General features: G+C 37.6%; 13 protein-coding genes and 2 pseudogenes. 12 read left to right on the top strand and 3 right to left on the bottom strand.

Going from position 1 to position 19,582, the window contains the following annotated elements; translation table 11 throughout:
* Positions 1-34: 34 nt before the first annotated feature.
* Positions 35-1,525: a S41 family peptidase gene (locus tag WG906_RS04450; protein ID WP_339991318.1), complete on the top strand. Its 1,491-nt coding sequence runs from the start codon at positions 35-37 to the stop codon at positions 1,523-1,525.
* A gap of 399 nt (positions 1,526-1,924) precedes the next feature.
* On the opposite strand, the gene WG906_RS04445 is transcribed toward WG906_RS04450, so the two are convergent.
* Positions 1,925-2,350, bottom strand: a complete 426-nt coding sequence (locus WG906_RS04445; RefSeq protein ID WP_339991317.1) for a hypothetical protein — start codon at positions 2,348-2,350, stop codon at positions 1,925-1,927.
* Between the two features lie 548 nt (positions 2,351-2,898).
* Here WG906_RS04445 and WG906_RS04440 point away from each other — a divergent pair.
* The 3 genes and pseudogenes from WG906_RS04440 (at position 2,899) to WG906_RS04435 (ending at position 4,560) form a co-directional block, all read left to right on the top strand.
* On the top strand, positions 2,899-3,213 hold the full coding sequence (locus WG906_RS04440; RefSeq protein WP_339991316.1) for a hypothetical protein: 315 nt from the start codon (positions 2,899-2,901) through the stop codon (positions 3,211-3,213).
* Between the two features lie 64 nt (positions 3,214-3,277).
* Positions 3,278-3,556, top strand: a pseudogene (locus WG906_RS19420) (hypothetical protein); the annotation flags it as partial.
* Positions 3,557-4,216: 660 nt separating this feature from the next.
* Positions 4,217-4,560, top strand: a pseudogene (locus tag WG906_RS04435) (DUF6717 family protein).
* A 9-nt stretch (positions 4,561-4,569) separates the two neighbouring features.
* Here the strand turns inward: WG906_RS04435 and WG906_RS04430 are convergent.
* Entirely contained in the window at positions 4,570-4,743 is a 174-nt protein-coding gene (locus WG906_RS04430; RefSeq protein WP_339991314.1) for a hypothetical protein, read from the bottom strand.
* Positions 4,744-5,731: 988 nt separating this feature from the next.
* On the opposite strand from WG906_RS04430, the gene WG906_RS04425 reads away from it, so the two are divergent.
* Together WG906_RS04425 and WG906_RS04420 are read left to right on the top strand one after the other, a co-directional pair.
* Entirely contained in the window at positions 5,732-6,196 is a 465-nt protein-coding gene (locus WG906_RS04425) for a hypothetical protein (RefSeq protein ID WP_339991313.1), read from the top strand.
* A 74-nt stretch (positions 6,197-6,270) separates the two neighbouring features.
* The gene (locus WG906_RS04420) at positions 6,271-7,017 is read left to right on the top strand and encodes a hypothetical protein (protein ID WP_339991312.1); all 747 of its coding nucleotides are present in this window, start codon (positions 6,271-6,273) and stop codon (positions 7,015-7,017) included.
* A 213-nt stretch (positions 7,018-7,230) separates the two neighbouring features.
* Here WG906_RS04420 and WG906_RS04415 read toward each other — a convergent pair whose 3' ends face one another.
* Complete coding sequence (locus tag WG906_RS04415; RefSeq protein ID WP_339991311.1) at positions 7,231-7,746, bottom strand: hypothetical protein; 516 nt, start codon at positions 7,744-7,746, stop codon at positions 7,231-7,233.
* 851 nt (positions 7,747-8,597) lie between these two features.
* Here WG906_RS04415 and WG906_RS04410 point away from each other — a divergent pair.
* The 6 genes from WG906_RS04410 to WG906_RS04385 all read left to right on the top strand — a co-directional run bounded on the left by WG906_RS04410 (position 8,598) and on the right by WG906_RS04385 (position 19,420).
* Positions 8,598-9,302, top strand: coding sequence for a hypothetical protein (locus WG906_RS04410; protein ID WP_339991310.1), 705 nt, complete (start codon positions 8,598-8,600; stop codon positions 9,300-9,302).
* Between the two features lie 44 nt (positions 9,303-9,346).
* Complete coding sequence (locus WG906_RS04405) at positions 9,347-9,499, top strand: hypothetical protein (protein ID WP_339991309.1); 153 nt, start codon at positions 9,347-9,349, stop codon at positions 9,497-9,499.
* A 320-nt stretch (positions 9,500-9,819) separates the two neighbouring features.
* Positions 9,820-11,271, top strand: coding sequence for a glycosyl hydrolase (locus tag WG906_RS04400; RefSeq protein WP_339991308.1), 1,452 nt, complete (start codon positions 9,820-9,822; stop codon positions 11,269-11,271).
* A 429-nt stretch (positions 11,272-11,700) separates the two neighbouring features.
* The gene (locus WG906_RS04395) at positions 11,701-12,828 is read left to right on the top strand and encodes a glycoside hydrolase family 26 protein (protein WP_339991307.1); all 1,128 of its coding nucleotides are present in this window, start codon (positions 11,701-11,703) and stop codon (positions 12,826-12,828) included.
* Between the two features lie 7 nt (positions 12,829-12,835).
* On the top strand, positions 12,836-14,821 hold the full coding sequence (locus tag WG906_RS04390; RefSeq protein WP_339991306.1) for a retaining alpha-galactosidase: 1,986 nt from the start codon (positions 12,836-12,838) through the stop codon (positions 14,819-14,821).
* A 438-nt stretch (positions 14,822-15,259) separates the two neighbouring features.
* Positions 15,260-19,420 (top strand): hybrid sensor histidine kinase/response regulator transcription factor, encoded by a 4,161-nt coding sequence (locus WG906_RS04385; RefSeq protein ID WP_339991305.1) that lies wholly within the window; start codon positions 15,260-15,262, stop codon positions 19,418-19,420.
* Positions 19,421-19,582 lie beyond the last annotated feature (162 nt).

Raw genomic sequence — 19,582 nt, 5'->3', positions numbered from 1 at the left:
GACCCAGTCTACCGAAACCTTTAAAATAAGTATAATGAAATTCCTGCCTATTTGCATCTCTATTATATCTAATACGCTTTTCTGTGAAGCTCAGATCATTAAAAGCGATATCGGAGCTATAAAAAACGCTGGCTTCGAAATTAGTCGCGACACTCTTCTTATATTACCTGGCAGTTGGACAATTAAAAAGGTAGACGGTTTTGTATATTCTATTGATGAAAAAACCAAGCGTTCCGACAATAAGTCATTTACAATAAGTAGCACCCAATACGCTAATACAACAGCCCACCTACCTTTCAATCAGGTTGTACCTATTATCGTTTCTAAACCAACGAGAATTTCTATTTCTGTATATATTAAAACGGATGAAATAAAAGGAGAAGCTGGCTTATGGAGTCAAGTCTGGAATAAGGACAATAAGCAAATAGGGTTTGCTAATCTCCAAATGCAAAATATTTTTATTCATGGAACTTCCGACTGGACTAAATATTCAATCAACTTAACCGTGGACGAGCAATCAAAAAGCCTTGTCTTAGGTGGTTACCTCAAGGGAGCTGGAACAGTCTGGTATGATGATTTTAGTTTGGACGCTTATGATACAAAGGAGCCACCATCTAAGGAAGTAGAGAAATACATTAGTGAAGTTACAGAGATAGTTAAGGAACAATCAATCTTCCGAGATTCCTTAAACTGGAAGCAAATTGATTTAGATCTAAAATCGCTTTCAAGAGGGGTGAAATCTGTTGAGGATTCAAGATTTTTAATTGATTTCATCTTAATGGAGCTGCGAAAAGCAGGAGACAACCATTCGTTTCTACAAGCAAAAACAACTGCTCAGAAATACGCTTCTAAAAATCTTAATCCCGATAGGCCACACTCCAAGCTCCTAGGAAGTGATATCGGTTACATCTATATTCCTGGGTTTTCTTCTACAAATGACACCGCATCATTGAATTTTTCAAACTCTGTGCAGCTAATGATTAAGAAATTAGATTCTGAGAATAAAGTAAAGGGCTGGATTGTAGATTTAAGAGGAAATACAGGAGGCAATATGTGGCCAATGGTGGCCGGACTTGGTCCGCTTATTGGGGGAGGTTCGATAGGTTATTTTGTCAATAGTGGGAAATATAATGCATGGATGAATGCTCAAGATAACTCAAGCGCAAGCAAGGTTTCTTCCATGTACACGAAAAATCGGTATTCTTTAAAAGAACCAAATACATCCGTAGCAGTGCTGATTGGCCCGAAAACCAGCAGCAGTGGTGAAATGACGGCTATTGCTTTTATTGGCAAAAATAATACTAAGTTCATTGGTAAACCGTCAGGTGGCTTTACTACCGCAAATGGCATGTTCAAACTTTCAGATGGCTCCATGTTAATGCTCGCCACGAGCTATGCTGCGGACAGAAATAAAACAAAGTACTTAGGTAAGATCAATCCAGACATATTAGTTCCTAGTTCTGCAAGTCAATTGGATGAAGATTTACTTGTTGCTGAAAAGTGGATAAGGGAAACTACTCATTGAGTACGCAACTTTTCACCATCTTCTAGCACATTTTACCGCTAAACCATAATTTGCAACTTTTAACGCTAAAACGTGCTTTTACTATATTTTATGCTAAAACACAGTTATGGACCCAATTGACGACATAAACAATTATAAGTTGGGTATCTTCTATTATAACCCTTCTGATCCAAAAGCTTTAGTTCCTAAAAGAGTGAGAATGATGGGATATCTATTAAACGTTGCAAAAGGTCGAGGCTTGATTCTACCAATCCTCAAAGTAGTCCTAATATCTTTATAATCAATAAGCTATTTCCTTAGACCCTAAAAAATTTTCAATTTTTACTTTTATAAGGAGACTTACAAAAACTTTGAAAAAATTAGAAAAACAGTAAAGCCTATAAAGTAAATAATCGCTACCTATATAAGCACGGCGTTGTATTTTTTTTTGGTTCTGATATAGAATAGAAGAAAGAACCCGGCAGATGCAGTCATAAAGGCTATATCCATGCCATAAATTGACCTTTTGTATTCTTCGTAATCGACGATAGTCTCTCTTGCTCTATGTAACTCACATATATCCAGGAATTTTTTCATTCCAAAGACATTTAGAAACTTTGGTTTAGTATAGATTGTGACCTTATCGCCACTATCTATTTTAGACAAAATACTTAATATGTCCTTTGAGTTATTTGACGTGAAATAAGAGCGGTAAGTTTTAAGTTTAACTCTAACTTCGTCTCTCCTACCTGGTCTCAGAAATTTGCGAACTGACACATATCGTATCTTTTCAACCTCACCTTTATGTGCAATAAAATCCGTAACAGATTTGTTTGAGTCTGACAACAGGCTAATTGCTGACCAAAGGAAAGCTAGTGACGCTAACAGAATCAAAGAATCTTTATGATAAAATAGTCTAAAGAGCTGCCTTGTTCTCATCTGATGGAATTACATATTCAGGATATATGCGAAGATATTTATGTTTTACATAAATACAAGGTAATAAACCTGCTTTGCGATCCGTCCCCATTCTAAATTAAGGCTTCAAAAGTATTTTAGAACTTCTGTAGAGATTTTTTGTGTGTTGTTTAAGCGAGAAAAGCGCTTAGAACGAAGCCCCGGACCTTTCTTCCGATGAAAGGAAAAGATTTTACATGAATTGACCGTAAGAGTGGCCCTAGCTCTCACATTTTCCCGCCTATAATAGCAATCTCAAATTGCTTCTAAAACACTCTAGGAGAAGTGCCTGACAAGTTCCAGGTTTCTGATTTCCATTTCAAATCCCACCATTCCCAACCACCTTTTTAAAAGCTAACAATCTCTTTGGCCTTGTGTAATCACCTTTTTTCATCGATCTGACAATTTAAATAACCCTTTTTTACTCTTCCAAGCACATGAATTATTTACAAGGAGCGAATTTGCCTTTAGAAGGCCAGGTTCGTAATCATGCAATTGAGAAAGCCTACTTCCAAATTATTGAAGAAACAATTGAGATCTCAAAAGGCTTCAACTCAGAATTCAGAACAGCTATTCAGGTTAATCACAAAAACAATCCTGATGCTACTTATCAAGTCCATCAATTCTTAAGTCCTTCCATCTATCTGCAACTGGAAGCTGACGAAGATGGTCAACTAATAATTGGCTATGCAGATAACGTAGAAGCAATAGATGTCATTGGAACTTATCAAGAACAAATAAACTTACGATGACATTTCATGGAGCAATGATGAGGCTAAAGCAATTGTTCTTCCTTCAGGCTGAAGATTACCCTCAAAAAGCGATTATGAAAAGCTACTTACATCTTTAGGTGGCACAGCTGTTTCTAATCCTGATGTTTGGGGTGGGGCTGTAGAAGGCAATGCAGTTATTACTAATAAGCTGATGTCTAATGAATCGTGGATTCTGAGCCAAGGAAATAACTCAAGCGGTTTTAATGCATATCCCGCAGGTTTATTCTATAATGAATTCTTTAATAAAGGGAGAGCCGCATCTTTCTGGACTAGTACCTATCTGCCTGCATCACAAACCTGTTGTAAATATATTTTACGTTGATAATTACATAGATAATTCTACGACTTATACTGAGTCAGATATTGGCGCATTAAATATTGATGGTTTGCTTTCCTTAAGATTTGTGAAGGAAAACTAAGCAAACCGAGCTTATCTAATAACATTGAAAAGGCTTCTTATGGAGCCTTTACTTATTTAATCGAACACTGTGAAGTTTATCTAACACAAGTTAGCGTTAATAGGTTGAGCTAATGCCCCTTCATTTTTAATCGATGAATCTGTAAAAGGTGTCTTCCACACTCATTAAAACACATTCATATAATAAAGAGCAATTAGTATCGGAATAGCTATGTAAATGGAAATATATAGGTTTAAAATAGCATCATTCAAGAAAAACGCAAGTAATATGGTAATGACTAAGCAGCATGCAGAGATGAAAAGAGCGGATAGAATCAAGAAATTAAGTGCTTCACCATGTGTGACATGTGCATCTGTAGGCATGAAATAATACATTTTACAAATCCACAGCCACATAAATAGATAACCTGCACTAAACAGCAGTGCAAATGGATGTTTCTTACTTAAATGGCTTAGTCGGTTCATACAATTAATACCGCAGGCCCCTTATAAGTAACCTATGTTTCTAATCATGAATAGCCAGCACAGCGATACAGCTAATCACTACTTTTTAATTTTATACTTATGAATACTTACAGATTTTATAAAGAAAATACAGGAGAATGGTATGTTGACCTTCCTGATTATCCCGGACCTAAAGCTGACTTACAAATGGTTGCAGGCGCTGATACCTTCCTGGACAAACTTGGAGGTAAATCAAATATTGTTTCTTTGACTGTTTCTGAAGAACCTTTCGGGGGATCAGAGCATCTAAAGCTTTTAAAAGAATGTACTGGAGAGGAGGGTGGTGGTGACTATATTTTAGAAACTTACCAAGGGGAGAAATCAATCATCAGATGTGGCTTTGTGAGGGGGTACGCTATATTTTCGGAAGGATGCCTGAAGCTGTTTACTTTAGGGTAAAGTGAATCTTAATGTTAACCGATCCGCCTTCTTTTAAATAAATAGAGAAAAACTGCTCCAATCAATAAAATAGCTGTTAGCATCAGGTCAATTACAATAATTTCACTTATATCTTTTGCTATGACGATGGAAACCATCAACAATAGCAGCTCAATGCCCATTACAAGAGGTAGTTTTCTGCTTAGCATAGCATTACTAAATTAAAATGTTACTATTATTGATCTGCTTAGTTTATTTTCTGTTAGTGAAGGAAATTCGTCCTTTTAAAAGGTAGTACAACCCTATCGCTACTAATGCAGATATCATCAGAATTGAATAAACCTCAGGTATTTCACTTTGTTCTCTTGCAATAAGGCATGCAAGTGCCGCTATCAAAAATTCAATTCCTCCAGGAAAAGGTAGCTTTCTCTTTATCATGGTTCGTTTATACTAAGATAATCTAAATATCAATATGTTACGAATAAAGGGTATAAAGAAGCTCAATTTGTGGTAATGAGGCATGTTGTTTGGAAGGATGCCTGAGCTGATTTATTTTAAAGTTAATACATCTCTCTCTTCCGTAACGATTGGAAATATCGGAGATTATCCGTTAATTGTCAACACCTTAACCTTATACCTTATGAATATGTAAAAACTCAACAGGAGCAGATTGATTCAATTATAAAGTTTAGGACTGATGAAATTAGCGATTATGAGAAGAGCAAAAAAGATGAACTTGAGTCCTTAGAAAAAAGTAAACGAACAGAGATTGATTATAAAGAAGTTATACCTCACATCGAAAGTAAAATAGAAAAGTAAGTAATTTGCACATTTTAATTTACAAGGGGTATGTAGATGAAGGAACTGGTCGAAAATGTGCAACCTAAATCAGACTTTGAGCCTATTGTTTAACAGGTTACCTTGTAAAGAATCAGTTTAAGACTTCCGACATTTCCTGGCTCAGGGTATATATACCTTGAAAATGAAGGGAAGTGTAGGAACTAAAATCTATTGAAAGCTTATAAAAATTGCATCAGTAGAATATACCGCCATGCAAAGATTAGAAACAGTATTATTCACATTGATCATCAAGTTTTATAAGCTTAGGCTCATCGAACGCTCAGGTTAAGAAAACACACCTAAATAATCAACCAGATCGCGCATTTAGCTTTGACAGCACCATCATATTATTGACTTATGTTACGCTACCTTTTTGTCTTATGTTCAATTGTATTAATTTCATCTTGCTCACATCCAAAGCAATTTGAAAGAGAATCCTGGTTAAAAAATAACGATGTAAATGACACAGGAAATCCACGTGCCTATATGACTGAAGATTTACTCAAAAATTATTTGAAGACTGGTCTATCCAAAGACTCTATAATTGCCTTACTTGGTAAACCATATAGCGATAAAATTGAACAGCGGCTTCCCAAAGGAATGTCGATACCTGATTCAATCTCCTATACTAATTCCGAAAACATTAGGGCTGACAGTAACGGTCGAATTATGAATCAAATAAATGAATTTATGCGCCTCAACTCACAACCAGATACATTAATGCTGTATCCAGTTGGTTGGTCTACTATTGATCCTAACTTTCTTGTTGTAAAGCTAGATGACCAGGGACAGGCTATCGAATTTTGGATTGAACAACATTAAGGAGTGATGAATTGATAAGCCCCATAGACATAAGATTAAGCAAGAACTTTATAACTTCATAGTTAAACTGCTAGATGGTCATTATTATAAAATTAGTTAAAAGCCTTATTCCAATATTGGCAATCAGCATTCTCTTTGGCTGTATTATGCCTTCCAGAAATTTTAAAACTTTTAAAAGTAACAGAGATACAATTTTCCTAAGAAATTATAGCAAAACGTTCTATCATGAAAATGTGGCATTACCGGTGTGGAACAAAGTTTTCATTGAAACTGATAGAAAGTCAACTTATTATAACGAGGCTCTGGATTTTTCTTATGAAGGTAAAAGCATGAACGAAGCTTTTGAGAATGATACCGTAAAACACTTGAAACACTTTGACACCTCTATGCTTCCGGATGAATGGGTGCCATTATATAAGCATAAAGACAAATATTATATATACAATTCAGCAAATGGTTATGACAAAAAAGTCCTTAGTGATACCCTTGTAATTTACTATCAGTGGGAACCAATCTATTTTATAATGGACAAGTTTGAAAGAATAAGTCCCAATGAGTACAGAATTCAAACTAAAGATAATATCCCAGGGGAATTTTATTCACCAGATATATTGAATGTTTATATTGTAGATACAATTAATAATATTTCCGTCTGGGAATATAAAATGAATTCAGATAGCGTATATCGGTATAAATTATTTGTACCTAAAGAAAACGCTAAAAAATTTGCATTGGTAGTAAATAAAGCCAATGAAAGGCCACCTGAATTTGAGTTTGATCCTATTGATTTTAAAAAGCTTTTGAAGAAGTTTAAAGAATAAATTATCATTCGAACCTGTTATCATATACTTATGATAGGACAAGGTTAAGCCGGGAACCGCTGCAAGGCCTCGACCAAAAGTATGGCAACCTCTGGAGGAGATTATTTGACAGTATGTTTTATATCTAAGAGGTAAGAATCATTTATAGCATTATAGCAGTCGAATTAAAAGGCTAGGCTTGTAATTAACGTAGCAAATAAGCCTCTATAGAAATCAATTATCGATCACCTCCATTTTACTATCAGTTGGAAGCTTGAGAGCCTGATTGAAGTTTGGCAGAAGCTTTGTAATAGTTTGGTTGTTTAGTTCTTCTGTTAAATTTAAGAAGCTCCAATTCAATCCGTTGTCTTTACTTATAGCAAGAAGGTAGCCTTTGGCTATAATTTTCTTATCAGTTTTAAACTTCATGATGACAGTTTGGGGAAGTAAACAATGTATTTCATCACCAGCTTTGAAATTACTTCCTGGTGGATCAAGACTAACGGAATCGATTGAAATACCTTGTTCAGCGATAGTCTTCATTGTGGTTGCTAACAGTTTCATCATTGCATCGTTGCCACCTATCATTTGAATGAGAGAAGGATGAGTATATTTAACAACAGTAGCATAGTCTTTATCTTTCGTGGCTTTTGCGACAAGAAGCGCTTGCTGCATAATTTGATTCTTATCTTGAGCAAAAGAGAGGAATGGAATAATTAGAAAGAGAAGAAGATAAAGTGGCTGTTTCATAACTAAAGATATATAATTCTTCAGGTCATGCACATTTTTATTTACAAGGGTATATAGATACAGGAACTGGTAGAAAGATGTGCAGCTGGGTGCGCTTGTTCGCTGAATACGAACAATGAACTAAATCTAATTATTTACACATTTATTTAAAAGTCAGGCTTTTAAAAAAGCAGGCTGAACGGATTTTTATAATTTTCCGACACTGGTAAAACTTGGGTTACAGATCCTAAATTGAGCTGTAGTGTAGGGAAATGATGAAATGCGATCATCAAGTACATAGTTTGTTTTAATGGTTGTACCTTAGAGTTCATGAAAGAGATATTCATTTTCATCACCATATTGACCTGTATTGCGTTCTCTGGATTTTATTCATTCAAGCTAATAAGAGCGATTTGCTATCAACCTCCAGGAAGCTCAGTCATATCCTCCTGGTCTGGCTACTTCCATTCATATGGATAGTTTTAATCCGAGAAATGTATTTCAAAAGAAGTAACGGTTCGTACGAAGTCCCGGTTAAGAATGACATCTCATCAAATCAATTTAATGAAAGTAAAACTGGCTTTTATGGGTAAGGTAAATGTTGTATTTACTACATGCATTTAAAAGGCTAAGCTTATAAATAAACCTTTTAAAAGAATAGCTCTATTAGCCCCCGGACATTCTTTTACAACGATCTGTTAGCTCAGGAACGGTCAGCTATCTTAACACAACTTCATCGGAAGACTTTTATTTTTTTTAACAAACCTCAAGTCACTCCCTTTGTTGCTCATTTAGATATTTAACCTACTCATTGTTAAGGTATTCTACAATGCATAACGATTGAGACATCTGTTCTACTTAACTCCTCTATTATGAAAACTAAAGCTACCCTTCGAATTGCATTATCCTCTGTATTGTTGTTTTCTCTATTTCTGGTAATGTGTGGAAAGTCAGATGATGGCCCAAACGATGAGCCCCAAGAGAATAAAACAACTCCACCAGACCCAGCCCTCCCTTATATAATTCTTAATGTTGGCAAATCAGATCAATTAGGAAATCTCATATTTCCTACGCCTGAAGATTTTGAGTATAGGACATATCCTCTAACTAGTGGAAGTTTAGATGTCTCTTCTCGCGGTGGAGACACAACTAGATGCTTTTGGCTATTTAGCCCTAGTAGAGATATCAAGAATCAATCATTCCCATTATGGAGATTCTGCGATGCGGACTATCAATTACAAGGAAAAGATGAGTACGCAATTGATTTTTATTGGTCGAGTGCTGCTAACGGTGCAAACCTGCAACAAGGAAAGACATATAACTTGAATATGTTTCAGAACAGCCTGATTAATACCCGTGGTCTAGTATCTTATACTCATAAGAAAAACAATGATCTTATTAAGCACATGACAACCTTTGACTACGCTTTAGTCAAATCCTGGATAAAAATTGAGAGTATATCAGAAGGAAAAGCCTCTGGAAGTTTTGTCTTGGCGTTTACGTGCGCATATGCAGGAGGTAGCGGAGGCTCTGGAACAGAAGTTACGGGTAGATTCAACAAAATACCTATTATATAACACGCGACTCATTCTACCATAGCAACTGTTGTACAGTGGCTTTTATGGAACAAACATTATTCGAAGTTGCCGAGGTTGTTAAGATCAACCTCAATGGAAAGTATCAATATAAAAAGGGTGAGTTCGAGAAGCATATTTTCAAATTAGGCGATGATGAGCAGATCGACATAATGATGAAATTACAATTGAGAAATTAATGAGAACTTCTTAAAGGTTAATACACGAATTTCTATCCGAGACCCGGAGGCTAAATCCTGAAAATGCCCTTCGTTTGGACTCTTCCTTTACATTATCCCCCCTCTTTTTATACAAAGGGACATTCCCGTCAATATATCTTTGATTCGACAACCAATTAGGCCTAAGGATTTCAGATTCTCTCAGCAGAGCCTCTTTTTTATCCGAAATTCTAATAGCTGAAATTGTGAGAAGTAAACCAAAATTTTCGATAAAAAATGAATTGTCTCTCCAGGCAGCTCAGAAAAGAACCACCACCAATTAACTATAAATTATAAACACAATGAGAGTACAGAATCTTAAAAACTTTCTACTAACCTTTCTATTTGTCCTAACTTTGTTTTCGGCTTGTAAGAAGGAAGAAGAACAAGCAGCTGCAGCAAAAATTGAACAACTAATATCTGGAAAACCAGGCGGAGGAACTACAACGCCACCCCTTACCGGACCAATTTTAGAAGCTGAAATGGGGACTTTAGCGGGGGGGGCAGTAGCAGTAGCGGATGTGAACCGCTCGGGAGGTTATTTTGTTGAACAAAATTCCGGCAGTGTATCTTTTCAGGTAAGCATCCCTACAGACGCTTTTTACAATATTTACATTAATGCTGCGTCACCTTTTGGGGAGAAGACAAATGTCGTGACAGTTGACGCCATGTCGTCTAATTTCACTACTCCAGCAAACGCCAGCTATGTTGACTATAAAATAGTAACGTCGATTAAGCTCACTGCAGGAACACATACCATTGCTATAAATAATTCCTGGGGCTATATTCAGATTGACCTCTTAAAATTAGAGGCGATCGATCCAGCTAGTCGGTTTAATATTAACACATCGTTGGTAACTGTCGGCGCAACGTCTCAAGCAAATAACCTATATCAATTTTTAAGGAATAATTATAGTAAGAAGATCCTTTCAGGAGTAATGAACAAGGCTGAGGTGGATTGGTTAAAACTGAAAACAGGCAAAGAGCCAGCTTTGATGGGTAATGATTTTGGTTTTATTAACAGAGGTTATACCTGGTATGATAATAATACGCCTGTGCAAGAAGCTAAAACTTGGTGGGATCGGAACGGAATCACAGCCTTTACCTGGCATTGGAGAGATCCTTCTCGTATAACAGAGGAATTTTATTCCGCCAATACGCAATTTGACGTCTCTAAAATTCTGATTCCGTCTTCGCCAGAATATAACGCCATGATTTCAGACATTGATTATCTGGCAGGACTATTATCTGCATTGCAAACACAAAATGTTCCAGTCATATGGCGCCCTCTCCATGAGGCAGCAGGTGGCTGGTTTTGGTGGGGAGCGAAAGGGCCTGAACCATGCAAAAAGTTATGGCAGATTATGTATGACCGACTTGTTAACCACCATGGACTTAAGAACCTTATATGGGTTTGGACGCGTGAGCCGAATGATGAAGCATGGTATCCCGGAGATGCTTATGTTGATATTATTGGAAAAGACATTTATAGCCAAGGGAATCACTCTTCTCAAGCTATAGAATTCAACAATATTAATAGCTTATATGGAGGGAAAAAAATGGTTGCAATGACTGAAACTGGTTCTAACCCGGATCCCAACTTATTAGTAGCAGATAGCGCTGGGTGGTCCTGGTTTATGACCTGGGATGGTGAATATACCAGAAACTCCACCTGGAATACTTTAAATCAGTGGAAGGCAATCATGAATCATTCATATGTTATTACACTAGATGAAATGCCTTCTCTGAAATAGAGAAACTATGATCCACTCATATACGGTGGTGGTTGAGTGTAAGTCAAAAAACTGCGCCGGTTGTGAGATCACAACCGGCGTTTTTACGTAATGAATTTTTATCGATAGCCATTCAAGACTGATCAAAGTCATTTAAAAATATTATTTCTAAAAGGCGCGACCATACCTTTAAAACTGGGTGATTTATGTCATCAGTAACCAAAAGTATCAGAACTCTCTATATCGCGTATTTAGGACTTGTCAGCTAGCTGAGAGCTTTGTGCATGCATCGAATCCCAAAAATGTGAAACTTCAGTCCCTCTTTTTAACATTTGGATGCCTACTATTAAACATTTTCTCTATTGATTGCCTGTATTTTAGCAAAGAACTATTAGCCACAGCAGGTAGGTGTCGGCTCGAATGCGAAGGTCGGAGTTCCTAAATAAAAACATGAAAATAAAACACACACTATTGATTGCAGTGCTGGTTATTAGTACAGCACTGAATGCGCAGCATCGCCTTTCAGATAATGAAGCTACCAAAAAAACAGCCGCTCTCTTTTCCAATCTTATAAAAAATCGCGAAAAAGGGTATATGGTAGGCCACCAGGATGCCCTGGCTTATGGAGTAAAGTGGAAGTATATTCCAGGAAAATCTGATATAAAAGAGGTGGTAGGAGAATACCCTGCATTATATGGATGGGAACTGGGGCATCTTGAGACAGGTGCTCATTTGAATCTTGATAGCGTGCCATTCGATAAGATGAAAAGTTTTATCAGGGAAGGGTATTCCAAAGGCGGCATTATTTCACTCAGCTGGCACGGAGATAATCCTCTCACTGGTAAGTCAGCCTGGGATCCTTTTCCTGGTACCGTATCATCCATCCTGCCCGGAGGAGCGAAATATGAAACATTTTTAAAGCAATTAGACAGGGTTGCAGCTTTTTTAGCTGACTTAAAGGGGAAAAAAGGTGAACCCATTCCCGTGCTTTTCAGGCCTTTCCATGAACTGACGGGTCATTGGTTTTGGTGGGGAGCGAAAAGCTGCAGCCCCGAAGAATATATACGATTATTTCGGTTTACTATAGACTATTTAAGAGTCAAAAAAAAGCTGCATAACCTGATTGTCGTATATAATACAGGAAATGAGATTAGGTCTAAAGCAGAGTTTTTAGATCGTTATCCTGGGGATGATTACGTTGATGTTTTATCATTTGATACTTATCAGCACAGCAAGATACCGATAGATACTTCATTTGTAAATAAATTGAGGGAGTGCTTATCGATAGTGGACGAAGTTGCCAGGGAGCGAAATAAACTTGCTGCAGTTGGCGAAATTGGTTTTAATCAAATTCCTTATAATCATTGGTTTACTGAGGTGCTTCAGCCGTCACTACGGAATTTCAAGATTGCCTATGTACTCCTGTGGCGAAATGCGGGATATAAATCCTATGACGGATCCACAGAATTTTACGTGCCTTACCCGGGCCACAGTTCTGCTCCCGACTTTGTCAGGTTTTATAGATCTCCGGAGACTTTTTTTGAAAAAGATGCGAGGAAATTAAAAATCTATAAGTAGGATGAAAATGAAAGGTTTTTTTATTGCGGTTTCTTTACTATTGACCAGCGTTGGTCCCATATTTTCAAAAACTAACGGGTATTTGGTAAAATCTCCTGATCAAAGGATTGTAGTAAGTCTTAAAGTTGGGCATGAATTAACGTGGAGTATAAAATCCGACAGAAAGATTATTCTTTTACCCTCTGTTATTGCATTACATCTGAGTAGTGGCAAAATTATGGGTAGGGAAGTCCGGGTTGTAAAGTCCACCGTTAAGAAAGTCGTTTCTTCTTTCGCAACTCCCGTGTACAAAAAAAGTAGTGTTGACGATGTCTATAATATTCTTTCCCTGAACTTCAACGACGGAGACGGTCTGCAAGTAAGGGTTTACAACGATGGGGCAGCCTACCGTTTTATAAGTAAGGACCAACGCGAATTTGAAGTCGTCTCAGAAAGAGCGGACTTTAACTTCGAATCCAATTATAAGGTTTTTATACCCTATGTCCATGATCTAAGAGAAAAGAACGACAGGTATGTCAATTCCTTCGAGTCATTATACGATGAACAAAAATTGTCAGAACTGTATCCCGATTCTTTGGCCTTTCTTCCTTTACTAATAGATTATGGAAATGAATTGAAAGCGGCCATAATTGATGTCAATCTCGAAAATTATCCCGGCTTATTCGTTCTAAAGGGTACGGGTAACTCTTTAAATGCCCGGTTCGCCGGATATCCAGTAACTGAGGAGCCCGGAGGTCATAAGTTGTTCAATTCTGTTCCATCGAAAAGAGCCGCGTATATTGCGAAAGCGAAGGGTCCGGTTAATTTTCCTTGGAGAGCTATAATAATTAGCAGAGACGACAGGGAGTTACTGAATAGTGATATGGTACAAAAGCTTGCTGAACCTTGTAGAGTTAAAGATCTTTCCTGGATAAAGCCGGGAAAGGTAGCGTGGGACTGGTGGAACGATTGGAATATTACCGGGGTAGATTTTACTGCAGGGATCAATAATGCTACTTATCGATATTACATTGATTTTGCGGCAGCTAATAAACTCGAATATATTCTTTTGGATGAAGGTTGGAGCGATCCGATAGATCTTGGAAAGTTAAACTCTGATATTTCTGTTCCGGAATTGATTGATTATGCAAAAGGCAAGAATGTTGGGGTTTTTCTTTGGGCTTCCTGGCGAGCTATTTGGAAAGACCTGGATAATGTTCTGGAAAAATATTCCAACCTGGGAGTAAAGGGTTTTAAGTTAGATTTCCTAGATAGAGATGATCAGCTGATGACTGGATCTACATACACCATCGCGAGAAAGGCAGCTGAACATAAATTGCTTATTGATCTGCATGGCATTTATAAGCCAGATGGCTTGCAGCGTACTTTTCCCAATGTCCTGAATTTCGAGGGTGTTAAAGGGTTGGAAAACTCCAAATGGACCCCTAATGATGATGTCCCTCTCTATGACGTGACAATTCCTTTTATTCGAATGTTAGCTGGTCCGATGGATTATACCCCTGGAGCAATGACGAATGCTACCAAGGGAAATTTCTTCCCTTCGAACTCTATGCCGATGAGTCATGGAACACGGGCGCATCAAGTAGCGATGTATGTGGTATACGAAGCGCCTTTGCAGATGCTTGCAGATAGCCCTTCCGCATATGCAAAAGAACAGGAGACCTGTAGCTATATAACCCAAATACCTACTGTCTACGATGAAACTGTTGCAGTGGGAGGAAAAGTTGGGGAGTTTGTTGCTATTGCTAGAAGAAAAGGAAATGTTTGGTATGTGGGCGCATTAACAAATTGGACGGCGAGAGAGATTGAGATAGATTGCTCGTTTCTTGAAGATGGCGTTTTTAAGGCTGAAATATTCGCGGATGGGGTGAATGCCGACCGGAATGCGGAAGATTATAAATTAGAGGTCGTGGATGTTTCAAAAAATGACAAGCTGAAAATCCATCTGTCAAGTGGGGGTGGTTGGACCGCAATTATTAAAAAACGATTGTAAACCAGTGGGGTAATCTTGCTTGGCTCTCATCAGGCCATTTGAATAACTTTGTAAGCTGATCGTAAATTAAATTAAAATTTCTCCGTTGCAAGAGATATAATTACTGCATGCCCTCCCTTTTTTATTGGTTATATAAAGCAGGCCTCTCCCAAAGGTCCTGCTTTTTTGTTTAATGACGGGAGGGATTTTTTCGGCTACGCATGTTGGGCTTAACATTTGACGCCTCGTTTTTTATCAAAAAGGTACTCAAAGTATGTTAATTTTGTTTAATACCAGTGGCAGGTGAACTGAAAATTTGCTATCTTATCCTTCGCTATGCGAGGGCGATTGAGTAACCTTTAGAAACTCCCGTATACCAATTTTGACCTCCATCTGATGAGTATCTGATTTTTGAATTGACGTACACCCTGAATTATGTTTTCAAGATTGATTGTTGTTTTGCTTCTCTTTTTAGCTGGGACACCCGTTTTAGCTCAAATACCTTCGTATCAGTTTTCACATCTTACGGTAAGAGATGGATTACCTCATAATCAGATCAACTGTATTTATAAAGACGAAAAAGGTTTTGTGTGGTTTGGTACCATGGCCGGGCTGGCTCGCTTCGACGGTTATTCTTTCAAGTTATATCAACATAAATCATCCGACTCAACAACTGTCGGAGACAATGATATCCGAAGCATCTCGGAAGGTCCCGCTGGAAAGCTATGGGTAGAAAGCAGAATCGGAATACAGATTTATGATCCGAAAATAGATCGCTTTGACCCACAAATAATTGACGATCTAAAGGGAATTGGCATTTCTGAAAGTTTGGTGAAAGCTGTCAGGAAGGATAAGGCGAAACAATTCTGGTTTATTTCTCCTATTACCGGACTTTATCACTATGATCCTGAGAAGGAAACAACAAAATATATAAAACATATTCCTAAAGATGAAGCCTCTATTTCGGCTGTCCCTATTATTGATCTGCGATTCGGCCCACGCAATGAAGTTTGGATAATTCACGCGGACGGTCTTTTGGAAAAAATCGATCGAAAAACCGGAAAAATGGTACAAAGAATTCAGGTCTTAAATAAGCAGGTAAGAGTTGAAAATGATACTTACAAGATTTTTATTGACAACCAGGGCGACTTATGGATTTATGACAGTATGTTCTCTCTTGGGGTGTTTTACATACGGCCTCATAAAGGTTTAGTTACTAATTTCAATAAAAATTCATCTCCTCTTCGCTTAAGCTCCAACATTGTGTCTGGCATTATTCAGGACGATAAGAAGAAAATATGGATCGCAACCGATCATGGCGGTCTGAATATCCTTGATAAGGACAAGTTGAAAGTTGACTATATATCAAGCCGGGAAGACAAGGACAAAGGCATTAGCCAGAATAATCTCTCGTCAATTTACTATGATAACTTCGGAACAGTGTGGGTAGGTACCTATAAAAGAGGCTTAAGTTATTTTCATCCCGATATTGTTAAATTTAGTTTAATAAAGCACTCAAGTACTTCAAATAGCCTGATTTATAATGATATCAATGACTTTGCAGAAGATAAGGAGGGAAATCTTTGGATTGCTACCAATGGAAAAGGATTATCATACTATAATCGACAGGCAAATACATTTACAACCTATCAACATAATTCTTCGGATCCTGGGAGCCTATCGCATGACGCCATCGTATGTGCCTATCTGGACAAGTATGGGAAATTATGGGCGGGAACCTATTCAGGTGGGCTCGATTGCTTTGACGGTAAAACTTTTACCCATTATAAAAATAATCCTACAGATAACACGACTATAAGTGACAACAGGATTTCTTCAGTTTTTGAAGATTCTTCAAATCGCTTTTGGATCACAACTATGGGAGGAGGAATAAATCTGTTCGATAGAAAAGAGAAAACATTTAAGGCCTTCACCTTGCAGGGAAAACACCTGAATTCAAATTACGTTTTTTGCGTATTGGAGGATTCAAAGAGAAACATATGGTTTGGTACAGGATATGGATTGGCTGTTCTGCCATATAAATCAAATAAATTTTTGTCAATTATTAATAAAGGAGACAACGGAAATAATTTAATTCACAATACCATAAACTGTCTGCGTGAAGATGCCAGTGGGAATATCTGGATTGGTACGAGAGAGGGCTTGAGTGTTTATAACCCGGTTAAAAAAAGTTATATGAACTTTACTACGATAGACGGCCTGGCTGACAACAATATTCAGGAAATAGAGATAGATCGTGAAGGCAATTTTTGGATAAGCACCTCTAGTGGATTATCAAGAGCAACGATAGTACACAAACCCAGAATGAGCCTACGGTTCTCTAATTTTGACGAAATTGACGGTCTGCAGGGAAAAGAATTCAATAGAAATGCTTCTTTAGGTTTAAAAACCGGGGAGTTGGTATTTGGAGGGGCAGACGGCTTCAACATATTTGATCCTTCTAAAATTAAAACTAATCAAAATCAGAGTCCTGTATTTATTACTGACTTGCAGTTGTTTAATGAGTCAGTTAAAGTTGGGGAAGTTATAGATGGTGATGTTATCCTGGATCAATCTATTCTGGATACAAAGGAGATTATTCTGAAAAGTCATCAGAATGTTTTTACAATAGCCTTCGCGGCTCTAAATTATATCGAACCTCATAAAGTCAAACATCAGTATATGATGGAAGGGTTCGATCGCACATGGACCACAGCTGAAAACGATATCCGCAAGGCTACCTATACCAATTTGGATCCGGGGGAATATATATTTAAAGTCCGGGTATCTAATTCAGAAGGAGGTTGGACCGAGAATGGCGCAGAGCTGCGGGTGCGTGTTCTTCCTCCGTTTTATAAGTCTTCCTGGGCTTACACTTTGTATCTGCTAGGTATTTTAGGATGTTTATACCTGGCAAGGCAACGAGGAATCAGGAAGTTGAAAAGGCAATTTGCTGCAGAACAGGAAAAGTTAGAGGTACAACGGTTGATTGAACAGCAGAAGGCCGAAACTCAAAGAGCGATTGAGCAGGAGCGCATTGAAGCTATGCGATATAGAGAGTTGGATGCGTTGAAAATCAAATTCTTAACTAATGTTAGCCACGAGTTTCGAACCCCACTTTCACTTATTCTCGCTCCTATAGATAAGTTGATAAAACAAAACTCCGAAAATCCTAAGGCCCTTGATCAAATTGCGGTAATTAAACGCAATGCGCGGAGACTTCTGCACCTGGTTAATCAATTACTGGATTTTAGGAAAATGGAGCTAAAGGAACTTAAGGTGCAGAAACGTTCCGGGAATTTTGTGAAATTTGTGAAGGAAATTGTATTCTCGTTTAAAGATATTGCAGAACAGAAAAATATCCAGCTTTCATTTAATTCAGGGTTTGAAGAGCTTAACATCGCTTTTGACCATGATAAAGTAGAGCGCATTCTATTTAATCTACTCTCCAACGCCTTCAAGTTTACCTTGGAAAATGGCAAAGTCAATGTAGTTATCGATGTAACTAAAGATAATCAGGTAGAAATAAAAGTACGGGATACCGGAATAGGAATCGAGAAGGATAAGCAAGACAAAATTTTCGAGAGTTTTTTCCAGAACGAAATTCCAGATGCCATTATTAATCAGGGGAGTGGAATAGGGTTGTCAATTGCAAAAGAATTTACGCGATTGCACGGAGGGAATATACTTTTAGAGAGTGAAGTAAGTTTTGGTAGTTGCTTCACTGTGCTCTTACCTGTAGAGCGGATCTCAATGGAAGAAAAAACACAGAACGAAATTGAGGAAATAATTGTCGGCGAAAATCAATCTGTAGAGGTGATAAAGTCTGCTGATCAACGAGTTTCTAACAAAAAGCTTACCTTGCTGATAGTTGAGGATGATGTAGATTTTCGTTTTTATCTTAAGGATAATTTGAAAGAAGATTATAACGTTCTTGAAGCCAGCAATGGAAAAGATGGCTGGCAGAAGGCGTTATTTTATCACCCTAATTTGGTAGTTTCTGATATATCGATGCCCGAAATGAATGGGATAGATCTTTGTAAAAAGATAAAAAGCGATACCCGGACTTTCCATATTCCGGTAATTTTGTTAACCGCACTTACAGGCGAAGAAAGTCAGCTACAGGGACTTGGATCTGGGGCCAATGACTATATGACAAAGCCTTTTAGCTTTGAAATCCTCGAAACAAAACTTCGCAATATTCTTAAACAGCAGGATTCGTTCCGTAAAACCTATCAAAAGCAGGTTGAAGTAAGGCCTATAGAGGTTGAAATTGAATCTGCAAACGAAAAGTTTTTACAAGAAGCAATTCAGATCATCGAGAAAAACATCTCGAATAGTAATTTCTCCGTTGATGAATTAAGTAGTCTTTTATTTGTAAGTCGTGTTACTCTTTACACCAGAATACTGAATCTTACCGGCAAAACGCCGCTAGAATTTGTCAAATCCTACCGTTTAAAACGAGCGGCTCAATTGTTAGAGAAAAGTGATTATACCATTTCACAGCTATGTTATAAGGTAGGTTTCAAAACCCCTAGAAACTTTGCGAAGTCGTTCAAAGCAGAATTTGATGTCATTCCGTCGAAGTATCAGGGTAGAAAAGATACTAGTGCCGATTAATAAGGTACCGAAGAAAATGGAGTAGAAATCTGAAACCTGAATTTGTGTCTTCTGTATCCCGCTTTTTACCTTATCCAATTTTTGAAACAGGGATGTTGGATCCTAAAACACAAACCCTAATACTCCTTGTAAATTGCTTTCTCCATTCTTTCTCATTTTTGC

This window comes from Pedobacter superstes (genome assembly GCF_037622515.1).
Classification (GTDB): Bacteria; Bacteroidota; Bacteroidia; order Sphingobacteriales; family Sphingobacteriaceae; genus Paradesertivirga; species Paradesertivirga superstes.
This window is presented reverse-complemented; position numbering and strand designations above follow the sequence as displayed.

Coding starts and splice junctions, on each gene's coding strand:
- WG906_RS04430 (WP_339991314.1), bottom strand. CDS start 4,743: ATGCTAAGCAGAAAACTACCTCTTGTAATGGGCATTGAGCTGCTATTG.
- WG906_RS04395 (WP_339991307.1), top strand. CDS start 11,701: ATGAAAATAAAACACACACTATTGATTGCAGTGCTGGTTATTAGTACA.
- WG906_RS04415 (WP_339991311.1), bottom strand. CDS start 7,746: ATGAAACAGCCACTTTATCTTCTTCTCTTTCTAATTATTCCATTCCTC.
- WG906_RS04420 (WP_339991312.1), top strand. CDS start 6,271: ATGGTCATTATTATAAAATTAGTTAAAAGCCTTATTCCAATATTGGCA.
- WG906_RS04410 (WP_339991310.1), top strand. CDS start 8,598: ATGAAAACTAAAGCTACCCTTCGAATTGCATTATCCTCTGTATTGTTG.
- WG906_RS04390 (WP_339991306.1), top strand. CDS start 12,836: ATGAAAGGTTTTTTTATTGCGGTTTCTTTACTATTGACCAGCGTTGGT.
- WG906_RS04405 (WP_339991309.1), top strand. CDS start 9,347: ATGGAACAAACATTATTCGAAGTTGCCGAGGTTGTTAAGATCAACCTC.
- WG906_RS04440 (WP_339991316.1), top strand. CDS start 2,899: ATGAATTATTTACAAGGAGCGAATTTGCCTTTAGAAGGCCAGGTTCGT.
- WG906_RS04425 (WP_339991313.1), top strand. CDS start 5,732: ATGTTACGCTACCTTTTTGTCTTATGTTCAATTGTATTAATTTCATCT.
- WG906_RS04450 (WP_339991318.1), top strand. CDS start 35: ATGAAATTCCTGCCTATTTGCATCTCTATTATATCTAATACGCTTTTC.
- WG906_RS04400 (WP_339991308.1), top strand. CDS start 9,820: ATGAGAGTACAGAATCTTAAAAACTTTCTACTAACCTTTCTATTTGTC.